The organism is Streptomyces macrolidinus, from assembly GCF_023887685.1.
Taxonomy (GTDB): Bacteria; Actinomycetota; Actinomycetes; order Streptomycetales; family Streptomycetaceae; genus Streptomyces; species Streptomyces macrolidinus.
Window position 1 is genome coordinate 38,888 of sequence record NZ_JAMWMR010000020.1, and the last position, 24,854, is coordinate 63,741.

General features: G+C 73.0%; 22 protein-coding genes and 1 pseudogene. 10 read left to right on the forward strand and 13 right to left on the reverse strand.

Features of this window, described 5'->3' with window-relative positions; all coding sequences use genetic code 11:
* Positions 1-56: 56 nt before the first annotated feature.
* Complete coding sequence (locus NGF19_RS21100; protein ID WP_252426627.1) at positions 57-227, forward strand: hypothetical protein; 171 nt, start codon at positions 57-59, stop codon at positions 225-227.
* Between the two features lie 96 nt (positions 228-323).
* Here the strand turns inward: NGF19_RS21100 and NGF19_RS21105 are convergent, their stop codons facing one another.
* Complete coding sequence (locus NGF19_RS21105; RefSeq protein WP_252426628.1) at positions 324-2,660, reverse strand: serine/threonine-protein kinase; 2,337 nt, start codon at positions 2,658-2,660, stop codon at positions 324-326.
* Between the two features lie 226 nt (positions 2,661-2,886).
* Positions 2,887-3,630, reverse strand: coding sequence for an AfsK-binding protein KbpA (gene kbpA, locus NGF19_RS21110; protein ID WP_252426629.1), 744 nt, complete (start codon positions 3,628-3,630; stop codon positions 2,887-2,889).
* A 132-nt stretch (positions 3,631-3,762) separates the two neighbouring features.
* On the opposite strand from kbpA, the gene NGF19_RS21115 reads away from it, so the two are divergent.
* Both NGF19_RS21115 and NGF19_RS21120 read left to right on the forward strand, forming a co-directional pair.
* Positions 3,763-4,401: a TetR/AcrR family transcriptional regulator gene (locus NGF19_RS21115; protein ID WP_252426630.1), complete on the forward strand. Its 639-nt coding sequence runs from the start codon at positions 3,763-3,765 to the stop codon at positions 4,399-4,401.
* A 149-nt stretch (positions 4,402-4,550) separates the two neighbouring features.
* On the forward strand, positions 4,551-5,216 hold the full coding sequence (locus NGF19_RS21120; RefSeq protein ID WP_252426632.1) for a pyridoxine/pyridoxamine 5'-phosphate oxidase: 666 nt from the start codon (positions 4,551-4,553) through the stop codon (positions 5,214-5,216).
* A 42-nt stretch (positions 5,217-5,258) separates the two neighbouring features.
* Here NGF19_RS21120 and NGF19_RS21125 read toward each other — a convergent pair whose 3' ends face one another.
* Entirely contained in the window at positions 5,259-6,128 is an 870-nt protein-coding gene (locus NGF19_RS21125; RefSeq protein WP_252426633.1) for a GNAT family N-acetyltransferase, read from the reverse strand.
* A 139-nt stretch (positions 6,129-6,267) separates the two neighbouring features.
* A complete protein-coding gene (locus tag NGF19_RS21130; RefSeq protein ID WP_252426634.1) occupies positions 6,268-6,870 on the reverse strand; it encodes a GNAT family N-acetyltransferase in 603 nt (200 codons plus the stop codon).
* A 166-nt stretch (positions 6,871-7,036) separates the two neighbouring features.
* Here NGF19_RS21130 and NGF19_RS21135 point away from each other — a divergent pair, with 166 nt between their 5' ends.
* Positions 7,037-8,290, forward strand: a complete 1,254-nt coding sequence (locus tag NGF19_RS21135; protein ID WP_252426635.1) for a flavin-containing monooxygenase — start codon at positions 7,037-7,039, stop codon at positions 8,288-8,290.
* Between the two features lie 39 nt (positions 8,291-8,329).
* Here the strand turns inward: NGF19_RS21135 and NGF19_RS21140 are convergent, their stop codons facing one another.
* Together NGF19_RS21140 and NGF19_RS21145 are read right to left on the reverse strand one after the other, a co-directional pair.
* Entirely contained in the window at positions 8,330-8,902 is a 573-nt protein-coding gene (locus NGF19_RS21140; RefSeq protein WP_252426636.1) for a hypothetical protein, read from the reverse strand.
* A 73-nt stretch (positions 8,903-8,975) separates the two neighbouring features.
* On the reverse strand, positions 8,976-10,277 hold the full coding sequence (locus NGF19_RS21145; RefSeq protein ID WP_252426637.1) for an MFS transporter: 1,302 nt from the start codon (positions 10,275-10,277) through the stop codon (positions 8,976-8,978).
* 60 nt (positions 10,278-10,337) lie between these two features.
* Between NGF19_RS21145 and NGF19_RS21150 the strand changes: the two genes are divergently transcribed.
* Entirely contained in the window at positions 10,338-11,396 is a 1,059-nt protein-coding gene (locus NGF19_RS21150; protein WP_252426638.1) for a GlxA family transcriptional regulator, read from the forward strand.
* Here the strand turns inward: NGF19_RS21150 and NGF19_RS21155 are convergent.
* The 3 genes and pseudogenes from NGF19_RS21155 to NGF19_RS21165 all read right to left on the reverse strand — a co-directional run.
* Positions 11,304-12,557 (reverse strand): annotated as a pseudogene (locus NGF19_RS21155) (MFS transporter); the annotation flags it as partial. The gene NGF19_RS21150 and the pseudogene NGF19_RS21155 overlap by 93 nt on opposite strands.
* Before the next feature lie 569 nt (positions 12,558-13,126).
* Entirely contained in the window at positions 13,127-13,624 is a 498-nt protein-coding gene (locus NGF19_RS21160) for an ATP-binding protein (RefSeq protein ID WP_252426639.1), read from the reverse strand.
* A gap of 422 nt (positions 13,625-14,046) precedes the next feature.
* Entirely contained in the window at positions 14,047-14,556 is a 510-nt protein-coding gene (locus tag NGF19_RS21165) for an STAS domain-containing protein (protein ID WP_372505707.1), read from the reverse strand.
* Positions 14,557-14,796: 240 nt separating this feature from the next.
* On the opposite strand from NGF19_RS21165, the gene NGF19_RS21170 reads away from it, so the two are divergent.
* Positions 14,797-15,378, forward strand: a complete 582-nt coding sequence (locus NGF19_RS21170) for a sigma-70 family RNA polymerase sigma factor (RefSeq protein WP_252426640.1) — start codon at positions 14,797-14,799, stop codon at positions 15,376-15,378.
* A gap of 146 nt (positions 15,379-15,524) precedes the next feature.
* Entirely contained in the window at positions 15,525-16,688 is a 1,164-nt protein-coding gene (locus tag NGF19_RS21175; protein WP_289736519.1) for a zf-HC2 domain-containing protein, read from the forward strand.
* A 10-nt stretch (positions 16,689-16,698) separates the two neighbouring features.
* Here the strand turns inward: NGF19_RS21175 and purU are convergent, their stop codons facing one another.
* The 4 genes from purU to NGF19_RS21195 all read right to left on the reverse strand — a co-directional run bounded on the left by purU (position 16,699) and on the right by NGF19_RS21195 (position 21,226).
* Entirely contained in the window at positions 16,699-17,577 is an 879-nt protein-coding gene (purU, locus tag NGF19_RS21180) for a formyltetrahydrofolate deformylase (protein WP_252426642.1), read from the reverse strand.
* Between the two features lie 70 nt (positions 17,578-17,647).
* Positions 17,648-18,148, reverse strand: coding sequence for an SCO4402 family protein (locus NGF19_RS21185; protein WP_252426643.1), 501 nt, complete (start codon positions 18,146-18,148; stop codon positions 17,648-17,650).
* 68 nt (positions 18,149-18,216) lie between these two features.
* Positions 18,217-19,617 carry a hypothetical protein gene (locus NGF19_RS21190; RefSeq protein WP_252426644.1) on the reverse strand — a complete coding sequence of 467 codons (1,401 nt, stop codon included), beginning with the start codon at positions 19,615-19,617 and terminating at the stop codon, positions 18,217-18,219.
* A gap of 223 nt (positions 19,618-19,840) precedes the next feature.
* Positions 19,841-21,226, reverse strand: coding sequence for an NsdA family TPR-like regulatory protein (locus NGF19_RS21195; RefSeq protein ID WP_252426645.1), 1,386 nt, complete (start codon positions 21,224-21,226; stop codon positions 19,841-19,843).
* Between the two features lie 433 nt (positions 21,227-21,659).
* Here NGF19_RS21195 and NGF19_RS21200 point away from each other — a divergent pair, with 433 nt between their 5' ends.
* The 3 genes from NGF19_RS21200 (at position 21,660) to NGF19_RS21210 (ending at position 24,851) form a co-directional block, all read left to right on the forward strand.
* A complete protein-coding gene (locus NGF19_RS21200; RefSeq protein WP_252426646.1) occupies positions 21,660-22,313 on the forward strand; it encodes a bifunctional DNA primase/polymerase in 654 nt (217 codons plus the stop codon).
* 151 nt (positions 22,314-22,464) lie between these two features.
* Entirely contained in the window at positions 22,465-23,253 is a 789-nt protein-coding gene (locus tag NGF19_RS21205) for an ABC transporter ATP-binding protein (RefSeq protein WP_252426647.1), read from the forward strand.
* Positions 23,250-24,851: a transporter gene (locus NGF19_RS21210; protein WP_252426648.1), complete on the forward strand. Its 1,602-nt coding sequence runs from the start codon at positions 23,250-23,252 to the stop codon at positions 24,849-24,851. Before NGF19_RS21205 ends, NGF19_RS21210 begins: the two co-directional genes overlap by 4 nt.
* Positions 24,852-24,854 lie beyond the last annotated feature (3 nt).

Genomic DNA, 24,854 nt, shown 5'->3' on the forward strand with positions numbered 1-24,854 from the left:
GGGAGTGGCCGGGCGGACCCTCGACTGTCCGACAGCCAGAACCAAGGGGAGCCAGCATGAGCGACATCAAGAAGGACGAGTCGGTCTCCGAGCCGGACAAGAACGTCCACATCAGCGACGCCAAGGACAACGGCACGTTCAAGCCGGACAACGTCCACATCAGCGAGGCTGCGGACGACGGCACGTTCACGACGGACAACGTGCACATCTCGTCCGAGCCCAAGTAGACCTTCTTCCCACACGGGGATCGGCCGCGGCGGCGCGGAGGGGGAGCCGTCGCGGCCGAATTGTTTCCGGAGCGGGCGCCCAAGTGGGCGTCCGCTTCAGGCCGTCCGGGCCGTGCCCGTGCCCTTCTCCGCGTCCAGGGCGTACACGCAGCGGTCCTTGCTGCAGGCGTAGACCACGCCGTCCCGTACCACCGGTGCGCCGGTGATCTCGCCGCCCGTGGCCAGCTTCCAGCGCAGGCGGCCGTCGTCGGCCTTCAGCGTGTACAGCAGGTGGTCCGTGGAGCCGAAGTGGATGCGGCCCTCCGCCACCACCGGGGAACCCACGATGTCGCCGCCCACCTGGAAGCGCCACTTGGGCGTGCCGGTGACCGCGTCCAGGGTGTACAGGCCCTTGCCGCTGCCGACATGGACCTGGCCCCCGGCCACCAGTACCGGCTCGACCGCGGCCCGCGCCTCCGTGGCGATGCGCCAGCGGTCGCGGCCGTCCGTCGCGTCCAGGGCGTAGACCGTGCCGAGGTAGTCGGCGAGGTAGACGCCGCCGCCGGTCACCGCCGGGCCCGGGACGAAGGTCGGCGGGCACAGGAACACCGCCGGGGCCTCGAAGTGCCAGCGCACCATGCCGCTCGCCACCTCGATGGCCAGGACCCGGGTGCCCGCCGAGACGTAGACATAGCCGTCGGGTGCCTGCGTCAGTCGTACGGGAACGCCGCCGCAGGAGGCCGCGTCGCCGATCGGGTAGGACCAGCGCTCCTCGCCCGTACGCGCTTCGAGCGCCCGCAGCCGGGCGTCCTTCCACACGTACACCGTGCCGTCCTGGACCACCGGGCCCGCCTCGGGCGTCTCGAAGTCCGTCTGCGCCCCGGTGACCTCCCACAGCTTCTGGCCGTTCGAGGCCTCCCAGGCCTGGATGCCGCCGCCGCGGGTCCCGGTGACGACCGTGCCGCGGTCGGCCCGGAGCACGTACACCCAGCCGTCCGTGGACAGCCGCCACAGGTCCCTGCCCTCACAGGCGTCCAGGGCGAACAGCATCGGCCCGTCGGAGGCGTGGACACGGCCGTCCGCGACCGCCATCGACCAGGCCACGTCCCGCGTCTTGAAGCGACGGCGGCCCGTCGCCACATCCAGCGCGTGCACCTCGAAGGACGTCACGTAGACCAGATCGCCGTCGACCGCGGGCGTGCCCCAGACGTCGTTCGACATCCGGAACCGCCAGGGGCGCCAGCCGCTGGGCGCCGCCTCCGGGGGCGTGGCCGGAGCGGGCACGGCGGGCGCGGCGGGCGCGGCGCCGCCCATGCCGCCGGTCGGCCGGGACCAGGACGCGACCAGGCCCGCCTCCGGGGGCGGCGCCTTCACCGCGGCGGCACGGGCGTCGGCGACGCGCGGCCCGGGGCCGATCGGCACGGACGCGCCCGCGAGCCGCACCGGCCCGGAGTCGGGCGCACCGACCGGCACGGGCACGGGGGCCTGCGACGGCGGGGCCGGGACAGGCCGCGGGTCGGGGCCGCGGTGGTGCGTGGGGGCCGACCGGCGCGGCGGGCGTCCGCCACGGCGCGCCTCGATCAGGCCGACGGCCTTCTCGGGCAGCCACGCCGACGCCGTACCGCTGTCGTCGGAGCCCGAGCCGAAGAGATGGGGCGCGAGCTGGGCCTGGAGGTCGGCCGGGTTCGGGCGGGCGGGTGCCTCCATCTGCATACAGGAGTCGATGAGCGGACGCAGTTCGTCCGGCAGGCCCGTCAGGTCCGGGCCCTCGCGCAGCAGCATGAAGACGGTCTCGACGGGGTTGGCGCCGTGGAAGGGCGGATGTCCCGTCGCCGCGAAGACGAGCATCGAGCCGAGCGAGAAGACATCGCTCGCGCCGGTCACGCTGCGCGAGTCCTTCGCCTGCTCGGGGGACATATAGGCGGGCGTACCGACGGCGACGTTCGTCAGTGTCAGACGGGTGTTCGAGACCCCGGAGGCGATACCGAAGTCGATCACCCGGGGGCCGTCCTCGACGACGAGGACGTTGGAGGGCTTCAGGTCCCGGTGGACGAGGCCCGCCCCATGGATGGACTGCAGCGCCTCGGCCACGCCCGCGGCCAGCCAGCGCACCGCCTGGGCCGGCAGCGGCCCGCACTCGGTCACTATCTCCTCGAGGGAGGGCGCGGGCACATAGGCGGTGGCGAGCCAGGGCACGGCCGCGCGCGGGTCGGCGTCGACCACGGCCGCCGTGTAGAAGCCGGAGACCGCCCGCGCGGCCTCGACCTCGCGCGTGAAGCGCACCCGGAACAACTGGTCCTCGGCGAGTTCCGTACGCACCGTCTTGATCGCCACGCGTCGGCCGGACGCCGAGCGCGCGAGATAGACCAGCCCCATGCCGCCGGCACCCAGCCGGCCCAGCACCTCGAACGGCCCGATGCGCCGCGGATCGTGCTGCGTCAGCTGATCCACCACTTGCCTGCCACCTCCCCGTACGGGTCGCGTCGTCCGTCTTGAGTACGCGACCCCGTGCAGCGTCTCACCACCGCACCGCCATGGCGGCACGCACCCTGATTCTTCCTGTCCAGGCCACGGGTTGCGAACCCGGGGGCGGACAGGGGTGTCTCAGGACAAAACCACGCGAGGGGGGCTTTCAGGTAGGGGGCAAGGGTGTTCCAGGGGGCAGGCGGGCGTTGCCTGCCTAGCGCTGGAGCAACGCGAAGGACGCCCCCTGGTCGTCCGTGACGACCGCCACCCTTCCGTACGAGGTCTCGAACGGCGGCACCTGGACCCGGCCGCCCAGCCGGCTCACCGCGGCGAGCGTCGCCGCGCCGTCGCCGACACCGAAGTGGACGAGGAAGTGGGGCGGCATCTCGGCGGGGAAGACGTCCTGGAGCGGTGCGCGCCCGAAGTCGGGGGCGGCGCCGGGTCCGAAGAGGGCGTCGTGGAAGAGGCGTGTGTAGAAGGTGTTCACGGCGGCGGTGTCCCGCGCGTACAGCTCGGCCCAGGTGAAGGAGCCGGGTTCGTGCCGCTTGCCGAAGCCCGCGTGGGTGCCCGCCTGCCAGAGCCCGAAGACCGCGCCCTCGGGGTCGGCGGCCAGGGCCGCGGTGCCGAGGGTGTCCACGGGGGTGGGCGGGATGACGACCTGGCCGCCGCCCTCCCGGATCCGCCCGGCGAGGGCGGCGACGTCGGGCGCGGCGAAGTACACCGTCCAGACCGTGGGCATCCGCCCGTCCCGCTTGGGCACCAGCGCGGCCACCACCCGGCCGTCGAGGCGCGCCCACACGGAGGAGCCGTGCGCCGGCTCGAAGGTCCACCCGAAGAGCTCACCGTAGAACCTCCGGCCCGCCTCGACGTCGGGCAACTGGACATCGATCCAGCAGGGGACGCCCTCGGGGAAGGCAGCGCCCTCCGGGGTGCGCGGCGATGGCGGAGTTTCGGCCATACCACCCAAGCTAACGGCGCTTCACTCCGGTCGCGCGCGGACGTACTCCCTCCTCAGGGGCCCGGAGCCGCCGCACTCCCCATTTGCAGTCAGCCAAATCGCGCTCCGATCCCCCCTCGGTAAGCTGACGGCATGACAGGACAAGTACGCACCGTCGACGGCCGCGTGGCCGGTCGGCGAGGGCAGGCGACCCGGCAGAAGCTGCTCGACTGCCTCAGCGAGATGCTCAGCTCCTCGCCGTACCGGGACGTCAAAGTCATTGATGTCGCCCGGCGGGCGGGGACATCTCCCGCGACCTTCTACCAGTACTTCCCGGACGTCGAAGGCGCCGTCCTGGAGATCGCGGAGCACATGGCCGCGGACGGCGTGGGCCTCGGCGAACTGCTCGAAGGCCGCTCGTGGGCGGGCAAGGCCGGCTGGCAGACCGCGCAGGAACTCGTGGACGGCTTCCTGGACTTCTGGCGCCGCAACGACGCCATCCTGCGCGTCGTCGACCTGGGCGCGGCCGAGGGCGACAAGCGCTTCCACAAGCTGCGCATGAAGATACTGAACTCCGTGAACAACCCCCTCGCCGACTCGATCGCCCAGCTCCAGTCCAAGGGCCGGGTCGACAAGGACGTGAGCCCGGCCGCCGTGGCCGGTTCGCTGGTGGCGATGCTCGCCTCGGTGGCCTCGCACCAGAAGGGCTTCGGGGTCAAGCAGGCCGAACTCAAGCCGAATCTGGCGCTGTTGGTGCACCTGGGCGTGACGGGGAGGAAGCCGACGAAGTAGTACGCGATGCGGTGAGCGACCGCCGCGCGCCCTCGGGTGCGCCCGTCCGGTCGGCTGCGCAGACCTCTGTTCTGTCATGCGGGCGGTGGTCCACTTCGGTGGGCCACCGCCCGCTGCTCATGTCGGTGATAGTCGGTGATACTCGGGGCATGGCCACGAATCTTCATGAACTGCTCGGGTCGCTGCGGGTGTGGGCGCCGGAGACCACCCGACTGCCGTGCTTCGACCCGTCGTCGGCGCCCGCGGAGCCGCTGGAGCTGTTCACGGAGTGGTTCGCGCAGGCGGTGGCCGCGGGCCAGCACGAGCCGCACACGATGTCGCTGGCGACCGCGGACGCGGACGGCACACCGGACGTGCGGATCGTGATGCTGCACGGCGCGGACGCGGACGGCTGGGCGTTCGCGTCGCACGCCGGAAGTCGCAAGGGCGGGCAGCTCGCGGCCCGTCCGTATGCCGCGCTCGGCTTCTACTGGTCCGCGCAGGGCCGCCAGATCCGGCTGCGCGGCCCGGTCGCGCCCGCGTCGGCGGCTCAGGCGCGAGCGGATCTGCGGGCCCGCTCGACCGGCGCGCTGGCGGCGGCGCTGACCGGGCACCAGAGCGAAGTGCTCGGCTCCACCGAGGAGTTGGCGTCGGCGTCGGCGGCGGCCTGGGAGCGGGCGCGGCGGGAGCCGGACGCCCCGGTCCCGTCCTGGACGCTCTACCGCCTGCGGCCCGTGGAGGTGGAGTTCTTCCAGGGGGACGCGGAGCGCCGCCACGTACGGCTCGTCTACCGCCGTACGGACGGCGGATGGGCCAGGGACCTTCTGTGGCCCTGACCCGGCCTGGCCTTCCCTGACCCGGCCTGGCTCGACCAGCGCCTACGCCGGGAATCCGTACACCGCGAAGTCCGCCACCGCCCGGTAACCGAGCCGCTGGTACAGGCCGTTGCTCGTGGGGTTCGCGAGGTCGGTGAAGAGCAGGACCTCCGCGGCGCCGGAGTCGAGCGCGGCCTGGGTGACCGCCGCGGTGGCGGCGCCCGCGTAGCCACGGCCGCGCAGTGGGGCGGGGGTGTAGACGGGGGCCACGCGGACCTGTCCGGCGACTTCGGGCATGGCGCCCGCCATGGCGACGGGCGTGCCGTCCGGTGTCTCCCAGAGCGTGACCCCGCCGTGGGCGATACGGCTGTCGGCCCAGCGGTCCGCGTCCTGCCGCCCGGCTTCGCCGATGTCCGTGTGGAACCGGACGTACCACCGCGCGACCAGGGCGCGGTCCTCGGCCGTGGCGATCCGGGCGCGGCCGGGCGGCGTGGGCGTCGGCGGGGTGAGGGTGCCGAGCCGGTAGAGGCGGTTGCGCCGCTCCAGCGCGGCGGGGCTTTTGGTGCGGCGTTCCCAGGCCGTGGCGAAGGTGGCGACCGTCTCGGCCGGTCCCCCGACCGACGGGATCACCTGCCCGTCCCGGGCGAGCCGCACCGCCAGCGCCTCGGCGGCTCCGGCGCCGACCGCGGTGAGGTTGAGCTGGTACGGCGGTGTGTGCAGGACCGTGGCCCGGACGGTGCCGTCCTCGTCCGCGAGCCAGCCGAAGTACGGCGGTTGCGGTCCGAACGCGGCCGGCCCGTGCGTCCGCAGCTTGTCGGCGACCGTCAACTGGACGGTGTGCAGGGCGGGTCTGGACCGCAGGAAGGCACCGGCCCGGCCGAGGAACTCCGCCAGGTCGGTGGTGATCCGCCAGTCGTACGCGTCGGAAGCCATGCGTCCACGATCCCGTGACCGAGCGCCGTCCGCACGCGGATTACGTCCGCGATCACGTCCGCGATCACGTCCGCGATCACGTCCGCGATCACGCGCGTCGTACGACCACGCCCGTCGTACGATCACGCCCGCTGTACGATCACGGCGCCGCGGGCTCGGGGTCGCTCGCGATCCGTCCGTGCAGATGCGCGTCCTTGAACGGCTCGGGGCTGCCCGGCGCAGGCATCGCACCGCGCAGCGTGCCCTCGTACCGGAAGCCGCACCGCTCGGCGATGCGGCAGGAGGCGTCGTGGCCGATCGCATGGCCCAGATCCAGGCGGTACAGGCCCAGTTCGGTCAGGCCCCAGCGGGCGGCGACGACCAGGGAACGGGTGGCGACGCCCCGGCCGCGGGCCTCGGGCAGCACCCAGTAGCCGACCCGGGCGGTCCGGAAGACATGGTCGATGGCGCTGAGGCTGACCACGCCCAGGGCCGTGCCGTCGGCCGCGTCCGTGACCCGGAACGTCAGATCGACGCCCTTGGCCGCCTGAGCCGCCTTGGCCCGCAGCGACTTCCGTGCGTCGTCCCTGGTCTCGACGGGGATGAGTGGCGTGTTCCACCGTACGAAGTCGGGGTCCGTCAACCCCCGGAACCAGTCCTCCACATGGGCGTCCGAGTCAGGGTCCCACGAGGTCAGCCGCAGGCCGTGGCCGTGCAGCTCCGGGAAGGTGTGGGGACGGGTGTCATCGTGTAGGCCGGCCATCGGGCCATTCAATCAAGGGCCTGCGGCGCGCGCGTGCGTCGGATAGCGATCTGTTCCCTTCAAGTTGCTTCAGATGCGGTCAAGTTCTTGCAGGCGTGATCGATTCGCAACTCATTCCGATCTTGACCGAGACCCATCAACCGCCTTCATGGCTACGCTCCCACTCATGGCCGACTCGACAGTTGCTTCGCCGCGCTCCTCGGTGCCGTCCCACGAGGACCGGCCGGTCTATGTCATAGGCGGCGGTCCGGGCGGGCTCGCCGCGGCGTACGCACTGCGCGCGCGAGGCGTACGGGCCGTCGTCCTGGAGAAGTCCGACCGCGTCGGGGCGTCCTGGCGGCGCCACTACGACCGGCTGCGCCTGCACACCACGCGCCGTCTCTCCGCCCTGCCCGGACTGCCGATACCGCGGTCGTTCGGGCGGTGGGTGGCCCGCGACAACGTGGTGCGCTACCTCGAGAAGTACGCCGAACACCACCGGCTGGAGATCGTCACCGGCGTCGAGGTCTCGCGCGTCGAGCCCGCCCCGGACAACACCGGCTGGCTGCTGCGCGCCAGCGGCGGCCGGGAACTGACCGGCAGCGCGGTCGTCGTCGCCACCGGCTTCAACCACACGCCGCGCGTGCCCGCGTGGCCCGGCCGCGACACGTACTCCGGTGTGTTCCTGCACGCCCGCGAGTACCGCGACGCGCGGCCCTACGCCGGGCGCGACGTCCTCGTCGTCGGCGTCGGCAACACGGGCGCCGAGATCGCCGTCGACCTGGTGGAGGGCGGGGCCGCGCGGGTGCGGCTCTCGGTGCGTACGGCGCCCCACATCCTGCGCCGGTCCACCCTGGGCTGGGCCGCGCAGTTCACCGGGATCCTCGTCCGGCGGCTGCCGGTGCGGCTGGTCGACGCGCTGGCCGGGCCGCTGGCCGGGCCGCTGGCCGGGCCGCTGGCCAGGATCAGCGTGCCGGACCTGTCGGCGCACGGGCTGCCCCGGCCCGCCACCGGGCTCTACTCCCGCGTCACCGAAGGCGCGATCCCCGTGCAGGACGTCGGCCTCGTCAAGGCCGTGCGCAAGGGGAAGGTCGAGGTCGTGGCGGCCGTCGAGCGCTTCGAGAACGGCACGGTCGTCCTCGCCGACGGCAACCGGATCGAATCCGAGGTCGTGATCGCCGCAACCGGATACCAGCGCGCCCTGGAAGGGCTCGTGGGTCACCTCGACGTCCTCGACTGCCGCGGCAGGCCGGTCGTCCACGGCGGCCGATCCCCGCGGAACGCCCCGGACCTGTACTTCACCGGGTTCACCAACCCGATCAGCGGCATGCTCCGTGAACTCGCCCTGGACGCACAGAAGATCGCGAGGACGGTGGCACGGCGCGCGGAACGGAGGCGGGCGGCGCGGGGGCGCGCGGAACGCGGTCGGGCGGCGCGCTGACGGGGGCGCGCGCTGGGGCGGGCGGCGCGGCGTTCCCGCTCAGACCCGTGTGCCCAGCAGGGCGCCCGCGCCGACCGCCCCGCACAGCAGGCAGGAAGCGAACGCCGCGCGGAGCCAGGCGCCCCACCACCCCGGCGCCCGCCCCACCGCCTCCGCACGGCTGCGTTCGTACGCGATCCAGAGGACGGGCAGGACCACCAGTCCCGTGAGCCATCCGCTCACCGTGGTGAACGACCAGCCCAGGAGCAGCGCGGCCACCCCCGCCCAGACCAGCGCGACCACCGCGGCGCACAGCAGATGCCAGGCCCAGCGGGGTCCGCGGGCGCGCCGGAACACGAGGTGGGCGAGCGCGGCGGCGGGCATGGTGTGCACGGCCGCGTGCAGCAGGCCGAGCAGCGGCACGATCAGCATCAGGACGGGCAGCAGGTAGAGCAGGCCGAGGGTGCCGCCGTAGCCGACGTCGTCGTCTGCCTGGGTCGCCGCGTCGACCATCGAGATCAGACCGATCACCGGAAGCTGCACCGCGAACGCCCTGACGGCCGCCGCCCAGTCCGCCCTCGCCGGACCCGCATCGATGCGTCCGGCCACCGGCCGGTTCCCCCTCCACGCCATCCGGGCAGCGTAACCCCTTGCGCTGTACGGGAGTTCAGCCGCACCCCTTGTGCCTGACGGCCCGTCAGGTCTCTCAGCTACGGACCCTGCGGATCACCAACGCCATCAGGGCCGCCGCCGCGCACAGCGCGCCCGACGCGTACCAGACCACGTCGTACGAGCCGAACGCGTCCCGCGCGACGCCACCGAGGAAGGCGACCAGGGCCGCGCCGACCTGGTGCGAGGCGAGCACCCAGCCGAAGACGATCGCGCTGTCCTCGCCGTACTGTTCGCGGCACAGCGCCAGGGTGGGCGGCACGGTGGCGACCCAGTCCAGACCGTAGAAGACGATGAAGAAGATCATCGGCGGGTGGACGGCGGGGGCCAGCAGCATGGGCAGGAAGAGGAGCGAGATGCCGCGCAGGGCGTAGTACACGGCGAGCAGACGGCGCGGTTCGAAGCGGTCGGTGAACCAGCCCGAGGCGATCGTGCCCACCACGTCGAAGACGCCGACGACCGCGAGGAGCGAGGCCGCGGCCGTGACCGGCATGCCGTGGTCGTGGGCCGCCGGGACGAAGTGCGTCTGGATCAGGCCGTTGGTGGAGGCGCCGCAGATCGCGAAGGTGCCGGCCAGCAGCCAGAACGGGCCCGTGCGCACCGCCGAGAGGAGCACGGTGACGGCGCGGCGGGCGGCGCCGGTCACCGGTTCCGGCTTCGGTACGAACTCCCGTGCGCCGTACGGCTTCAGGCCCACGTCGGCCGGGTGGTCGCGCAGCAGCAGCCAGACGAAGGGGATGACGGCGAAGGCGGCGAGGGACACCGTCACGGCGGCCGGGCGCCAACTGTGGTGCTCGACCATCCAGGACAGCAGGGGGAGGAAGATCAACTGCCCGGAGGCCGAGGCGGCGGTGAGGATGCCGCTCACCAGGCCGCGCCGCTCGGTGAACCAGCGGTTGGTGACCGTCGCCGCGAAGGCCAGCGCCATCGAGCCCGACCCGACGCCCACCAACAGGCCCCAGCACAACAGGAGTTGCCAGGCCGCGGTCATCCAGACGGTCACGCCCGAGCCGAGCGCGATGGCCGCGAGCGCCACGGCGACGACCTTGCGGATACCGAAGCGGTCCATCAGCGCGGCGGCGAAGGGCGCGGTCACCCCGTAGAGCGCGAGGTTGATCGACACGGCCGCGCCGACCGTGCCGCGCGACCAGTGGAACTCCTGGTGCAGCGGGTCGATCAACAGGCTCGGCAGCGAGCGGAAGGCGGCCGCTCCGATGATCGTCACGAAGGTGACGGCGGCGACGAACCAGGCACGGTGGATACGCGCGCTCGGGCGGCCGGGCCCCGTCTGCTCGGCTGTGGTCGTGGTAGCGGTTGTCTGGGTCACGCCGTAGAGCATCCGGTCTTCGGCGCCCCTCGTTCGAGTGGCCCGAAGGACAGCATTCGTTAGGATCGGGCCATGGCCGTTGTCGAAGGGTTCCGCCGCCACCGGGTCGTCGTCCTCGCTCTCGACGGGCTGCTGCCCTTCGAACTGGGCATACCGCAGCGGATCTTCCGGCTCGCCAAGGACAGCCGGGGGCGGCGCCTGTACGAGGTCGTCACCTGCACGATCCGGCCGCCGGGCCCGGTGCGGACCGACGCCGACTACGGCATCCTCGTCGAGAACGGCCCCGAGGCCCTGGCCACCGCCGACACCGTGGTCGTACCGGCCTCGTACGAACTGGGCCCGGTGTACGAACAGGGCGTGCTCACCGACGAGTTGGCCGCCGCCCTCGCCCGCATCCGGCCCGGCACCCGGCTCGTTGCCATCTGCACCGGTGGGTACGTCCTGGCCGCGGCCGGTCACCTCGACGGCCGCCCGGCGACGACGCACTGGGCCTCGGCCGAGCACTTCCAGCGGCTCTTCCCGAGGGTCAGGGTCGACGCGGACGTGCTGTTCGTCGACGACGGCGACGTCCTGACCTCCGCCGGGGTCGCGTCCGGTATCGATCTGTGCCTGCACATCGTGCGCCGCGACCACGGCACCGGCGTCGCCAACGAGGTGGCCCGCCGCACCGTGGTCCCGCCGCATCGCGACGGCGGCCAGGCGCAGTACATCCAGCGCCCGCTGCCCGAGCCGCGGAGGGCGACCACGACCGCCGCCCGTGCCTGGGCGCTCGGCCGCCTCCACGAGCCGATCCGACTGCGCGACATGGCGGAGCAGGAGTCCATGTCCGTACGCACCTTCACCCGGCGCTTCCGCGAGGAGGTCGGCGTCAGCCCCGGCCAGTGGCTGACCCAGCAGCGCATCGAACGGGCCCGCCATCTGCTGGAGTCCACCGATCTGTCGGTCGACCAGGTGGCGCGGGACGCCGGCTTCGGCACGGCCCAGTCGATGCGCCAGCACCTACAAGGAGCGCTCGGGGTCACCCCCACCGCGTACCGGCGTACGTTCCGCGTCGGCGACGTGCGCGCGGGTGCCCGCGTCGGCGCCCGTGTCCCCAGCGGCGACGCCGTCCCCTCCGCCGACGGGGGATGAGGCCGGGCGCCGTACGCGTTCGCCCAGGGCGCCCACCAGCGTGAGCGCCAGGGTGAGGGCGACACCGGCCAGGATCGCCGTCGACGGCGCGACGAAGTGGAGCAGGGCGCCCGCGAGGGAGCCCGTGGCCGCGTAGCCGACGCCCACCGCCGCGTACATCACCGAGTAGCCCGCCGCCAGGGCACCGGCCGGGACCACCTCCCGCAGCGACAGATTGCGGGTGACCATCGCGCCCGCCTGCAACACCCCCGCGACGACGAGGAAGACGGCGATCCAGGCCGTGCCCGGTATCAGCGCGGCCAGCGTCACACAGGCCGACAGGCCGCACATCAGCACCACGCTCCGCGCGGCCAGTCCGCCCGGCCACGAGCGCAGCCCGTAGACGAAGGCGCCCACCGCCGAGCCCACGGAGAGCCCGGTCAGCAGCGGGCCCGCCCAGCCGACGGCCACGCCGCGCTGCTCCAGCAGGGCGGGCAGGACGAGTTCGGCCAGGGAGAGCAGGGCCAGGCTGGCCGCGCCCGTCACATACACGGGCCATGCGCGGGCGAGCAGCCGCAGCGTCGACATGCCCTCGCCCTCGGTGGAGTCCGTGTCCCAGCCGGGCGGCAGCAGCCACAGGCCCGGCACGGACGCGGCCATCAGGGCAGCCGCCAGCAGCAGCGGCACCCGGGGTGCCACACCGAGCGCGAGGCCGGTGACGGCGGCCGGGGAGACGGCCCATATGCCGGACATCAGCATCGACTCGGCGGACAGGGCCTGGGCGACGGCCCGCTGCGGGACGAGCGCGGTGAGCAGCGCGCGCAGACCGCCGGGCGCGGCGGCCGGCGCGCCACCGGCCAGGAACGCGAACGCGGCGAGGACCACCGGATGCGCGGTCGGGAACGCGCCCAGGCCCGCGAACCCGACGGCTCCGGCCGCGAGGCCCGCGACCAGATGGGGGCGGGCGGGGTCGGGGCGCAGTCGCATACCGAGGAGCGGGGCGCCGAGGATCTCACCGATCACGTACACGGCGGCGAGGGTCGCGCCCAGGGTGTAGCCACCGGGGCGGTCACGGGCGAGGAAGACCAGGGCGAGCGGGGCCATGGCGACCGGCATCCGGGCGCCGACGGCCACCACAGCCCAGGTCAGCACCTGTCGGGATGCCACATCGCGGTAGGTCATGCCGTGACAATAGGGGAGGGGTCTGACACCGGCCCATGGCCCGTCCGGGCCTGTGGACAACTATGCGCCGACGCTGGTGAGTTGCCGAGAGTCGCGGAGGGCTGTCCACAGCCTGTGGAGAAGCGGGGGCCCGCCCCTGACACCGGCGGGCGGCGCGCCACCCCCTCCGATCCGCGCCCGAGCGGAAGGTCTCCCCCGCCTCCCCGAACACGGCATCGCGCGCCGCCACCCGGCTCGGCGTACCCGTACTGCCCCACGGACGACCTCCCCCCAGAGACCGTCCGCCCCTGTAAGGAGCCGACGCCGATCACGATCCGCACTCGCCGAGGGTTCCCGTCACCCACCCCTCGGCGTCCCCTCGCGGCGAATCGCCGACCTCCAGAGTGATCATATGGATACGTCGCGTCAACGCCGCACAGGAGATTCATCCCTATATGCCGCGATGGCGGCAGCGCGCACGGAAGCACGAACCGGCGCACTCGGCGGCGGATCATCTCAGGGAAGCGGAGCCCGTGGGCCGCATGCCCACGCGCATGCACCCGTCCCCGGAACGCCGGAGCACTCCCGCGTCAGACCGCGCCGTACGCGAACTCCGGCAACGGCGACACCTGGGCCGTCCCGCACACCGCCACCCCGCCCGCGACCTGCGCGCCGCAGCGGTCGACCTCGCACCAGATGCGCTTGCCGACGCCCTCCGGGTCCCAGCCCCAGCGATCGGCGAGACCGTCGACCAGTTCCAGCCCCCGGCCGCCCGTCTCGTCACCCTCGGCGCAGCGGGGAACCGGCGGACAGGCGCTGGCGTCCGACACTTCGAGCCGGACCGTACCGGCCGGGGCGCCCGAGGGATCGTCCCGAACGCCCGTGAGCAGCAGTCGCAGCACAGCGGGACAGCCCGTGTGCACGACGGCGTTGGTGACGAGTTCGGAGACGAGCAGCACCAGCGTCTCGGCGAGCGGCTCGTCCGCCCCTATCCCGGAACCGGCGAGCCGCGACCTGGCCCACTTCCGGGCCCGCCCCACCTCCGCGGGGTCGGGCCGGACCTCCAGTTGCACTTGAAGCACCTGCACCGCTCACACCATCCGAACCGGCGGACACATCGCCTCGCGCCTCACAAGCGCCACGATCGTGGTCATCGTCTGCATGGCGGGAACCAAGGTCACGCACCGTGATTCCCTTGCACGACAGCATGGTTGACGTACAGTCACCCCAACAAGCGCTTCGGGCATATTCCAGCGCGAAGGAGTACGCGTGCGGCATACTGTGCGACGCTTGCCACGGCTAGTCGAACAGACAGGTGCGGAGGGCCGCCCTGCCCCGCGAGCGGCGCGCAGCGCGCCACCCGGCACCGCCACAGAGGCCGCACCGGGGTGGATCCGACTCGAAACCGCTCGCATCCCACACAAGGTACCGGAGCCCCCGGCCGACTCCAGCCCGTGACAAGTCACGCATAGGACACAACCCTGCATCACCACTCAACACCCCTGAATTGTCACAGTCCGTGACGTTCCCGGTGATCTGCTCCCGAGCCCCCGGCCCGCGCCACGGCCGGCTGCGGATCCGGCCCCTCGTCGGTCGCCGAGACGGTGGCCGAAGCAGTCGACGAAGCGGTGGCCGAGGCGACATCCGGGTGGACGTCGAAGAGGCGGCGCACACCGAGGGTGGCCAGGACCCGTTCGACATGTGCCCCTCCCCCGCCGCCCGTCCCGCCCGGCCAGGAAGTGACGGCGGCGCCGGGTCCGGGCAGGATCAGCCGGAGCCGGCCCTGGCAGGAGCGGATCAGCCGCCGCGTGGCGATCAGGACGCCGACGCCGCTGGAGTCGCAGAAGACGACCTCGGTCAGATCGAGGACGAGCCGGTGGCGCCCGTCCGCCACCGCGTCGTGCACCCGTCGGCGCAGCATCTGCGAGGTGAGCAGGTCCAGTTCGCCCGCCACCCGGAGCACGGCCCACTCGCCGCGGTCCTCGTAGCTCGTCCCGAACGTCACCGTCTGCGCCTCCATGCTCGCCTGTGCCCGGTCGGAACCGGAACGTTCCCTTTGGGCGGCTGCCCACAGACCTCTCGGCGAAACACCGCGTGCGATCCGGGCTCCTCATACCATCTGCGGCGCGTCGAGGGGCGCACATTGCCGCAAAGGGGCGTGCATTGTGCGGTGTGCCGACTACATTCGGGGAGCGGGGGCAGGGGCGGGACCGGAACACGGCATCCGTGACGAGCACGGCACGAGCAGGGTGGGGGCCGCATGGCGAAGAAGGACGCACCGTCCCGGTGGGACCGCACGATGCAGCAGCGCCTCGCCCGCGGCGAGGCCGCCGCGCTGGGTGAGCTGTACGACCGCTTCGCCTCCCTCGTGCACGGCCTCGCCCTGCGCGTCCTCGGGGACGAGCGGGCCGCCGACCGCGTCACGCGCGAGGTGTTCGCCCACATCTGGGAGACCCCGGAGTCGTACGACCCGGCACAGGGCCCGCTGCGCTCCTGGGTGGCCACGCTGACCCACCGGCTCGCCGTACAACGGCTGCGCGCCACCGAGACCGCCGCGCTCACGCGAGGCGGCCGGGGCACCCGGGAGGACCTGGAGCGCAAGGTGCGCGACGCCTCGGTCGCGGCCCGCGCGGACTACATCGTCACCTCGATGCCGGTGCCGCTGCGCGCGGCGCTGGAGCGCGCGTACTTCCAGCGCCGGGACTACCGCCAGACCGCCGCCGACCTCGGCATCACCGAGGACGAGGCCCGCCGTCGGCTCCGGCTCGGACTCCAACTGGTCGCCTCGGCCCACGAGTCGGAACCCGCGGGCGCCCCTCCCGGACCGGAGGCGACGTGGTGACCGGGGCGGAACGCTTCGAGACGTACGGCGATCCCGCGCGGTACGGCGTCCCCGGGCGCCCGAGGCCGCAGAACGCCGGAGCCGGTGACGCGAGCTGGACGTGGGGGGCGAAGGTGCCGCGCCAGGGCGGCCCCGGCCGCCTGCGGATGTCCGGCGCGCCCGGCGCCGAGAGGCCCGCCGAGCCCCCGCTCTCGCATCCGGTGCTGAAGTCGCTGCTCGGCGCGTGGGCGCTCGCCGCCTGCTCGCCGCAGGAGGCGGCGGCCGTGGAGGAGCACCTCGGCGGCTGCGGCCCCTGCGCGGACGAGGCACGGCACCTGCGCGCGGCCGTGGGGCTGCTGCACCCCGCCGAGACCCTCGACCTCGATCCCGCGCTGCGCACGCGCGTGCTGGAGAGCTGCCTCGGGCGGCGCCCGCCCCGTATCCCGGTCCCGCAGTGGGCCGCCGCGTACGAGGCGGAGGCGGCACGGCTGGACGCCCTGCTCCAGGACATGCGCGACGCCGAGTGGCACACGCCGGTACGGCTGCGGTGGTTCGACGGGGCCGGTCCGGCGAGCCGTCGTACGACCGTCGCCGGGGTCATCGCCCATCTGCTCTCCGTCGACGGACTGGTCGCGGTGGCCCTCGGGCTGGACGATCCGCTCGGGGACACGACCCCGGAGCACGGCACACCGCAGGGGCGCACGGAGGCGTACTGGCGCGCGTCGCGCTTCCCGCCGACCCGCGCGGTCCGGCGCCCGTGGCGGGAGCAGAGCCACGACCTGGTGCGGACCGTGTCCTTCACCGGCAGCGGCACCGGGCGGCTCACGGTGCCGTACGGCGCGTGCGAACTGCCGCTGCACGACGCGATGCTGGACCGCGCCTTCGCCTGCTGGGTGCACGCGGAGGACATCGCGAGCGCGGTCGACTACCCGTACGAGCCGCCCGCGGCGCGCCATCTGAGCGGGATGATCGGCCTGGCCGCGGCGAAGCTTCCGCGGGCGCTGGCCCGGCGGCGGGCCCGCACGGGTGCGCCCGGCCGCAGCCGGCGGCTGGTCGCCGTCGGCGCTCCGGGGCGCTGTCTGCGGCTGGAGATCGAGGGCCGGGGCGGCGGCGAATGGATGATCCCGCTGGACGCCCCCGCGCGGGGTGCGGAGGACTCCGCCGAGCGCGAGGCCGAGCGCGAGGTGGCGCATGTGGTGCTCGAGAGCGTGGAGTTCTGCCGCCTGGCCGCCGGGCACGTACCGCCGGAGGAGGCCGCCGCGGGTCAGCGAGGGGACCGGGAGGCGATCAGGGAGGTGCTGTTCGCGGCGGCGTCGCTGAGCCGGATGTAGGGCGTCTCCGTCAGGCGAAGACGACCGTGCGCCGGCCGTTCAGCAGGATGCGGCGCTCCGCGTGCCACTTCACCGCACGGGCCAGCGCCTGGCACTCCACGTCGCGGCCGATCGCCACGAGCTGGTCCGGGGTCACACCGTGGCCCACCCGCTCGACCTCCTGCTCGATGATCGGGCCCTCGTCCAGGTCGGCCGTGACGTAGTGCGCCGTGGCACCGATGAGCTTCACACCGCGCGCGTGCGCCTGGTGGTACGGCTTGGCGCCCTTGAAGCTCGGCAGGAAGGAGTGGTGGATGTTGATGATCCGGCCGCTGAGCCGCTTGCACAGGTCGTCCGAGAGCACCTGCATATAGCGGGCGAGGACCACCAGCTCGACGTCCAGTTCACGCACCAGCTCCACCAGCCGGGCCTCGGCCTCCGGCTTGGTGTCCCTCGTCACCGGGATGTGGTGGAAGGGGATGTTGTACGAGCCCACCAGCTCCTGGAACTCGGTGTGGTTGGACACCACGGCCGCGATCTCGACGGGCAGGGCACCGATCCGGGCGCGGAAGAGCAGGTCGTTCAGGCAGTGGCCGAACTTGCTGACCATCAGGATGATGCGCATCTTCTCGTCGGCCCGGTGGATCTGCCAGTCCATCTGGCAGGAGTCACCGATCGCCGCGAAGCTCGCCCGCAGCTTGTCCACGGTCACGGGTGCCTCCGCCGTGAAGTGGACCCGCATGAAGAACAGTCCCGTGTCGCGGTCCCCGAACTGCTGGCTGTCCTCGATGTTGCAGCCGGTCATGAACAGATAGCTCGACACGGCGTGCACGATCCCCTGCTTGTCCGGGCAGGAGAGCGTGAGGACGTACTGGTCAGGGGCCGAGGACGGGGCGGACAGCTCGTTCATGCACGCCAGGGTCTCACGTCCGGGGGGCTTCGCGACGAGGCGTTCCGCCACGCGGACGCCCCGTGCCCGACTATGCGATCCGGGTGAGGACGCGCAGGACGTCGAGCGTGCGCGGCGGGGCGTCCGGGTCCTCGCCGTCGCCGATCGCGAGCCGGACGTGCGCGTCGCGGGCCGCCCGGACCGCCTCCGGCCAGCCGTGGTGGTCGAGATAGGCCTCGACCGGCGCGTCCGGCCCGACCTGGTGCATGATCCGCAGCACGCGCAGCACCGCGGTGTCGACCAGGGCCGCCTCCTGCGAGTCACGGAAGATCGTCCCGACGTATTTCTCCGCCGACCAGTTGTCCAGCCAGGTGTCCTCGACCAGGCGGTACACGGCGTCGGTGACGTCGCCGTACCCGTCCACACGGGCCAGCCAGACGTCCCGCTGGAACGCCGGGTCGGAGAGCATGTGCAGCGCGGAACGCACGTTGCTGCGCCAGCGCCACCACGGCATGTCATTGAGTGGCATGACGCCCATGGTGGAGGAGCGACGGCCACTGCGGGAAGAGTTCTCCGAACCTTGCACGGTCACTGATCGTACGTTCCTCGTGAATCCGGATCATCAGCCCCCGGCATCCGACGCTTCCCGCCGCCCGTACGTCAGAGCTGGGTCGGCTGGCGCTGGGTGAGGCCGTACTTCTGTGCGATGGCGTTCCACAGGGGCGCGGCCTTCGCCTTCTGGGCCGTCGCCGTACCGCTCGACCGGTCGCCCGCCGCGGCCTGGTTGGTGTGGCGCGCGTGGCCCTTCTTGCAGCCCTTCTTGGCCTGGTTCGCCCAGGCGGCGTAGTGGTTGTCGGCGGACGCGGACGCCTTCCACGCGCTGGTGAGCGCCGCGGTCAGCTCGTCGTTCCGGGGCAGCTTGTCGACCTCGATCCCGGACAGCCGGGTGACCAGCTCGCCCCGCTGCTTGGCCGCGTCGCGCAGATCGGTGGCCGCCTGGTCGAGGTTCTGGCAGTTCCTGACGTCACCGACCGCCTTGACCACGGCGCCGCGGCTGTTGCCGCTGTCGGCGAGGAGCTTGTCGAGCGCGACGGCCTGCTCCCTGGCCGGGTCGGCGGACGGGGACGGGGACGCCTCCTCCGAGGGCTCCTCGACGGGGCCGGTCGCCGCGACGGTCTTGTTGTCGTCGGTGTTGCTGTCGCTGCCGCCCCCCGCGCCGAGCAGGGCGCCCGCGCCGATGCCGACGACGGCGATGCCCACGCCGACGGCCGCGATGAGCGGCACGCGCGACGGGGGACGGCCGCCACCGGCGCGCCGTCCGGCCGCCCGGCCCACGGGGGCGCTCGGCGGCGGGGCCGCGGCGTCGAGCTGCGGCATCTGCTGGGTGGAATCGGCGCCGCCCGCGTCGTTGCGGAAGAGGTTGTCGAACTCGGACGGCGGGTGCCGGTCGCCGCCGGGTGCGCCCGACGGCATGCCGTACGGGTCCGGGCCGGGGCCGCCGGGGACGGGCGGGATGTACTGCGTGGCCTGTTCGTCGGGATGCGCCGCGGGCCTCTCGGCGGGCAGCGCCCCCGGAGCCCCGGAGGTCACCGGCGGTATGTACTGGGTCGCCCCCTCGTCGGCGGCGACGGGCGGTATGTACTGCGTGGCGCCCTCGTCGTCGGCGGTGTGCGGCATCGCGTGTGCGCCCTGGGACGCGTGCTGCCCGTACGGGGACGGCGGTGCGGCCTCGGGCGGCAGCGGTCCGGCGCCGACGCCCGGCGGCGTCTGCGGCGGCAACGGCTGGGCGTGCGCGCCCTGCGCCTGCGCGGCCGGGGCCCCGCCCCAGCTCGCGTGCGGGTCGGAGGTCCCCCAGGACTGCTGCGCTTCCGGCGCGCCCCAGGTCTGCCCCGTGTCGAGGCCCCAGGTCTGGGTGGGCGGCGACTGCGCCGGTTGCTGCGGCCCCCACGCTCCGCCCCAGGCCTGGCCGCCCGCCTGGGCGGCATGACCGTCGGAGGGCAGCGCGATGCCTTCGCGCGCGGGCTGCGCCGAGGGCTCCTCGCCCTGTCCACTCTGCGTCACCGGGACTCCTACGAATGGGGGACTGGCGGAATCGTCGGCTCACGCTACCGGGTCCCCGGAGCCCCATGCCACGCCGGACGGGACGTACTCCTCCCTCGTTCCCAGGGCGTAACAATTCCGCCGCGCGGAACGCTGTTTATGCCCCCTCTCGTCCCTGAACAGCCGGGGCGCGCCCCGGAGCCGGGGCGAAGTCCATGACCGGGCCCCGGCCCCGGGGGTGCCCTCACGCCGCCGCCGTCAGCTCAAGCCGCGCCCCGAACTCCCGTACCACCGCCTCGTCCCGGTACGGCTCCAGCCGCTGCTGGAAGTCCTCCAGATACTCGGCGCCGCGGTTGGAGCGCAGGGAGCCGAGCAGGCCCACCGCCTTCAGGCCCGTGGCGCAGGCCTGTTCCACCTCGCGCTGCTGCACCTGCGCGGTGGCCAGCAGGACGAAGCCGATCGCCCGGCGCCGGGCCCGCGACTCGGGATGCCCGGCCAGGGCCTCCTCCGCGCACCGCGCCGCCGCCTCCGCCTGCCCCAGATCCCGGTGACAGTGCGCCAACTCGTCGGCCAGATAGGCGTGATCGAAGTGGGCGATCCACGCCGGGTCGTCCCCGGAGGCCGCGTCGGCCGCCTCCAGCGCCGTGACCGCGCGCCCGGACGCGAGCTGGGCCGAGCGCACATCGCCCAGCAGCGCGTGCCCGCGTGCCTCGGCGGCGTGGAACATCGCCTCCGCACGCGGAGTCACCCGCCCCCGCGCCCCCTCCTGCGCCGCACGCGCCAACTGCGCGATCTCACGCGGGTTTCCGAGCTGCGCCGCGAGATGGCTCATGGAGGCCGCGAGCACATAGCCGCCGTAGCCCCGGTCCCCCGCCGCCTGCGCGAGCCGCAGCGACTGGATGTAGTACCGCTGCGCGAGCCCGGGTTGCCCGGTGTCGACGGCCATGTACCCGGCGAGTTCCGTCAACCGCGCGACGACGGCGAAGAGTTCGCGTCCCACCGCCTCCCGGTACGAGCCCGCCAGCAGCCCCGAGACGACGCTGTTGAGGTAGTGCACGACGACCGGGCGCACATGCCCGCTGCCGAACTGGTGGTCCAGCTCGACCAGGGCCTGCGTCATCGCCCGCACCGCCGCCACGTCCGACGGCCCCACGCGTGGCCCGCCGGAGCGCGCGACCTGGGCGTCCGGCAGGGAGATCAGCCAGTCGCGGCTCGGCTCGACGAGCGCCGAGGCGGCCACCGACGAGCCGGACAGGAAGTCGCGGCGCCCGACGTCGCTGCGCCACAACTCGCAGACCTGCTCGATGGCGCCGAGCACCGTCGGCGAGAACTGCAGGCCCACGCCCGAGGCGAGGTTCTTGCCGTTGGCCATGCCGATCTCGTCGATCGTGACCGTGCGTCCCAGCTTGCGACCAAGCGCCTCCGCGATGATCGCCGGGGCCCGGCCCCGCGGTTGCTGCCCCCGCAGCCAACGGGCCACGGACGTCTTGTCGTAGCGCAGATCGAGACCGTGTTCCGCGCCGCACATGTTGACCCGGCGGGCGAGCCCCGCGTTGGAGCAGCCCGCTTCCTGGATGAGCGCCTGCAGCCGTTCGTTCGGCTGCCGCGCGACGAGAGGCCTTGCGGCCATGGCGTACCCCCATGTTCATGGCTCGGTTCGCCTCCGGGGCGCGCCCCTTCGGCTCACTCGCCGGATGGCTGCGGTGCCTGCCCGTGCACCGAGTTGATGTGTCGTCCTCGGCCGGAATCTCGGACTCGTCCTCATATGCACCGAAAGGTCCGGCCGTGCAGATCAATGCCCCGGGGACATACGAGTAATGCGAGACATACGGGGATTGCGAGGTAAAGGCTGATGCACTACCCCACTCGTGGCTACCCAGCCGCTGTCCCCGATCCTCTTGCGCGCCCCCGTGCGTGCATCCATGCGCCCCGGCCGAGGGCACGGTGCCCCTCCCCCGCGCATGTGAGATAAAAGGGACATGCCCACCATCCGTTTCCGGGGCGGGTGACGACGGCTGAGAGGGCGGGCGTAACCCCCGGTGACAGCAGGAGTTGAGTTCATCGTGGAAGAGACCATCGCGGGGCCTCAGGCTGCCCACATCCCGAAGCGGCGCGGCGATTCGATCGCGGAAGCCGCCGTACGGTACGTCGAAGAGCGTCACTGGGACGTGTTCCCCGGGACCTGGCTGGAGGCCCGTGACGGGACGCTGCGCTGCTCCTGCGGCGAGTCGGCCTGCCCCGCGCCCGGCGCGCATCCGGCGCGCGAGGACTGGGCGACGCAGGCGACCGGCAGCGCGACCGTCGCGCGCGGTCTGTGGTCCGAGCACCCCACCGCGTCGATCCTGCTGCCCGTCGGGCGCACGTTCGACGCGATCGACGTGCCGGAGACCGCGGGTCTGCTCGCCCTGGCCCGGATGGAGCGCATGGAGCTGCGGCTCGGGCCGGTGACCCACGCGCCGGACGGACGCATGCAGTTCTTCGTGCTGCCCGGCGCGGCGGCCAAAGTGCCCGATCTGCTGCGGGGATTGGGCTGGTCCCCGGCCACCCTCGACCTGGTCGCCCTGGGCGAGGGCACGTATGTGGCCGCGCCGCCCACGCGCTACGGGTTGCGGGGGCCCGTGCAGTGGGCGTGCCGCCCCACGTCCGAGAACCGATGGCTGCCGGACGCGGAGGAGTTGATCTCGACCCTGGCCTACGCCTGCGGGCGGGACCGGTAGGCATCGGTCCCGCCCGTCCGGCGGGATGCGGGAACTTCCCACCGGGCACGCGAGTTGTCCGTGACGGGGGTCGTTCCCGCCCGCGGCGGGCCCCTTGGAGCGTTACGACTCTGTGTCCGTTACGGGTACCCCTGCCCCGTAAGGTGATCGTATGAACGAGGTTGGGGCAGGTACGGCCGCCGTACGGGTGCAAGGGCTCTGGAAGCGGTTCGGTGAGCAGATCGCCGTCTCCGGGATCGATCTGGAGCTTCCCGCGGGGCGGTTCATCGGGCTCGTCGGACCGAACGGCGCGGGGAAGACGACCACCCTGTCCATGGTCACGGGGCTGCTCCGCCCCGACCAGGGAACCGTCGAGATCGCCGGTCACGACGTCTGGCGCGACCCGGTCGCGGTGAAGGCCCGTATCGGTGTCCTGCCCGAGGGGCTGCGGCTCTTCGAGCGCCTCTCCGGGCGCGAACTCCTCGCGTACACCGGCCGGTTGCGCGGGCTGCCCGGTGACGAGGTCGACAAGCGGGCCACGCAGTTGCTCGACGTCCTCGATCTGGCCGGGTCCCAGCACAAGCTGGTCGTCGACTACTCGACCGGTATGCGCAAGAAGATCGGGCTGGCCGCCGCCCTGCTCCACAACCCCGAAGTCCTCTTCCTCGACGAGCCGTTCGAGGGCGTCGACCCGGTCTCCGCGCAGACCATCCGCGGCGTCCTGGAGCGGTACACCGCCTCCGGTGCCACGGTCGTCTTCTCCTCGCACGTCATGGAGCTGGTCGAGTCGCTGTGCGACTGGGTGGCGGTGATGGTCGCGGGGCGGATCCGCGCGCACGGCCCGCTCGCCGAGGTCCGCGGTGACGCGCCGACCCTGCAGCAGGCGTTCCTGGAACTGGTGGGCGCGGGCAGCCGTACGGCCGGTGCCGACCTCGACTGGCTCGGCGGCGGCGCCCGATGAGCACCGCGCCGACCACCGGCCTCACCGCCACGTTCGTCCGGCTGAAGCTGTCGCTGCTGCGCAACGGGCTGCGGCAGTCCACCGGACGGCGGGCCGCCTACGTCACGTCCATCGTCTTCTCGCTGCTGTTCGCCGCGCTGCAGATGCTCGGTCTCGTCCTGCTGCGCGGCAACGACCACGCGGGCACGGTCGCGGTGCTCGGCACGGCGGTCGTGGCTCTCGGCTGGGCGGTGTTGCCGCTGTTCTTCCCGAGCGGCGACGAGACGCTCGACCCCACGCGCCTGGTGATGCTGCCGTTGCGCCCACAGCCCATGGTCCGCGCGCTGCTGACGGCGTCCCTGGTCGGCATCGGCCCGCTGTTCACGCTGTGTCTGCTGGTGGGTTCGGTGATCTCCGTGGCGCACGGCGCTGCGGCCTTCGGCACCGCTGTGGTCGCCACCGTCCTCGCGCTGCTGATCTGCATGGCGCTCGCGCGGGCCGTCGCCGCCGCCAACATCCGGCTGCTGTCCAGCCGCAAGGGCCGCGATCTGGCCGTCCTGAGCGGTCTGGTCATCGCGATCGGCGCGCAGGTGGTCAACTTCGGCGCACAGCGGCTCGGTTCGGGCGGACTTGCCCAACTGGAGCCGGTGTGGAACATCGTGCGCTGGGTGCCGCCCGCCTCCGCGATCGGCGCGGTGGAGTCGGTCAGCCAGGGGTCGTACGGCGTCGGTGTCGCCCAACTGCTCCTGAGCGCGGCGGCGTTGGCGGGCCTGCTGGCACAGTGGTCACGCAGCCTGACGAAGCTGATGACCTCGCCCGACGAGTCCACGCTCCAGGCCGCCGAACCGGGGCCCGCGGAGCGCTCCTCGGCGAACCTGTCCCGGCTGCTGCCCACGGGCCGCACCGGCACGGTCATGGAGCGCACCCTGCGCTACATGTGGCGTGACCCCAAGACCAAGACGGCCTGGGTGACCGCGCTCGCGATCGGGATGATCGTGCCGGTCTTCAACGCCCTCCAGGGCACCGGCTCGGTCTACTTCGCCTGCTTCGCAGCCGGGATGCTCGGCATCCAGATGTACAACCAGTTCGGGCAGGACACCTCCGCGTTCTGGATGGTCGCGATGACGATCTCCTCGCCCCGCGACGCGTACGCGGAGCTGCGTGGCCGGGCGCTGGCGCTGCTGCTGGTCACGCTGCCGTACACCGCCCTGGTCGGCGTCGTGACGGCCGCGCTCCTCGGCGCCTGGGCGAAGCTGCCCGAGACGCTCGGGCTCTCCTTCGCGCTGCTGGGCGCGATGCTGGCCACGGGCACGTGGAGCTCGGTCCGCTTCCCGTACTCGATACCGCAGGAGGGCTACAAGAACGTGGTCCCCGGGCAGGCCGGGATCGCCTGGGCCTCCATCGTCGGCGGCATGGTCTCGGCGGCCCTGCTCGCGGCGCCCGTGATCGCGGCGACGATCTGGCTGAACGCCAGCGCGGACGGCGCCGACTGGGCCTGGCTCCTGCTGCCCGTGGGCTGCGTCTACGGGGTGCTGATCCTGCGCCTCAGCCTCCGTCTCGCGGCCCCGCGCGCGGCGCGCCGCCTGCCGGAGATCCTGGCGGCGGTCAGCAAGGGCTAGTTC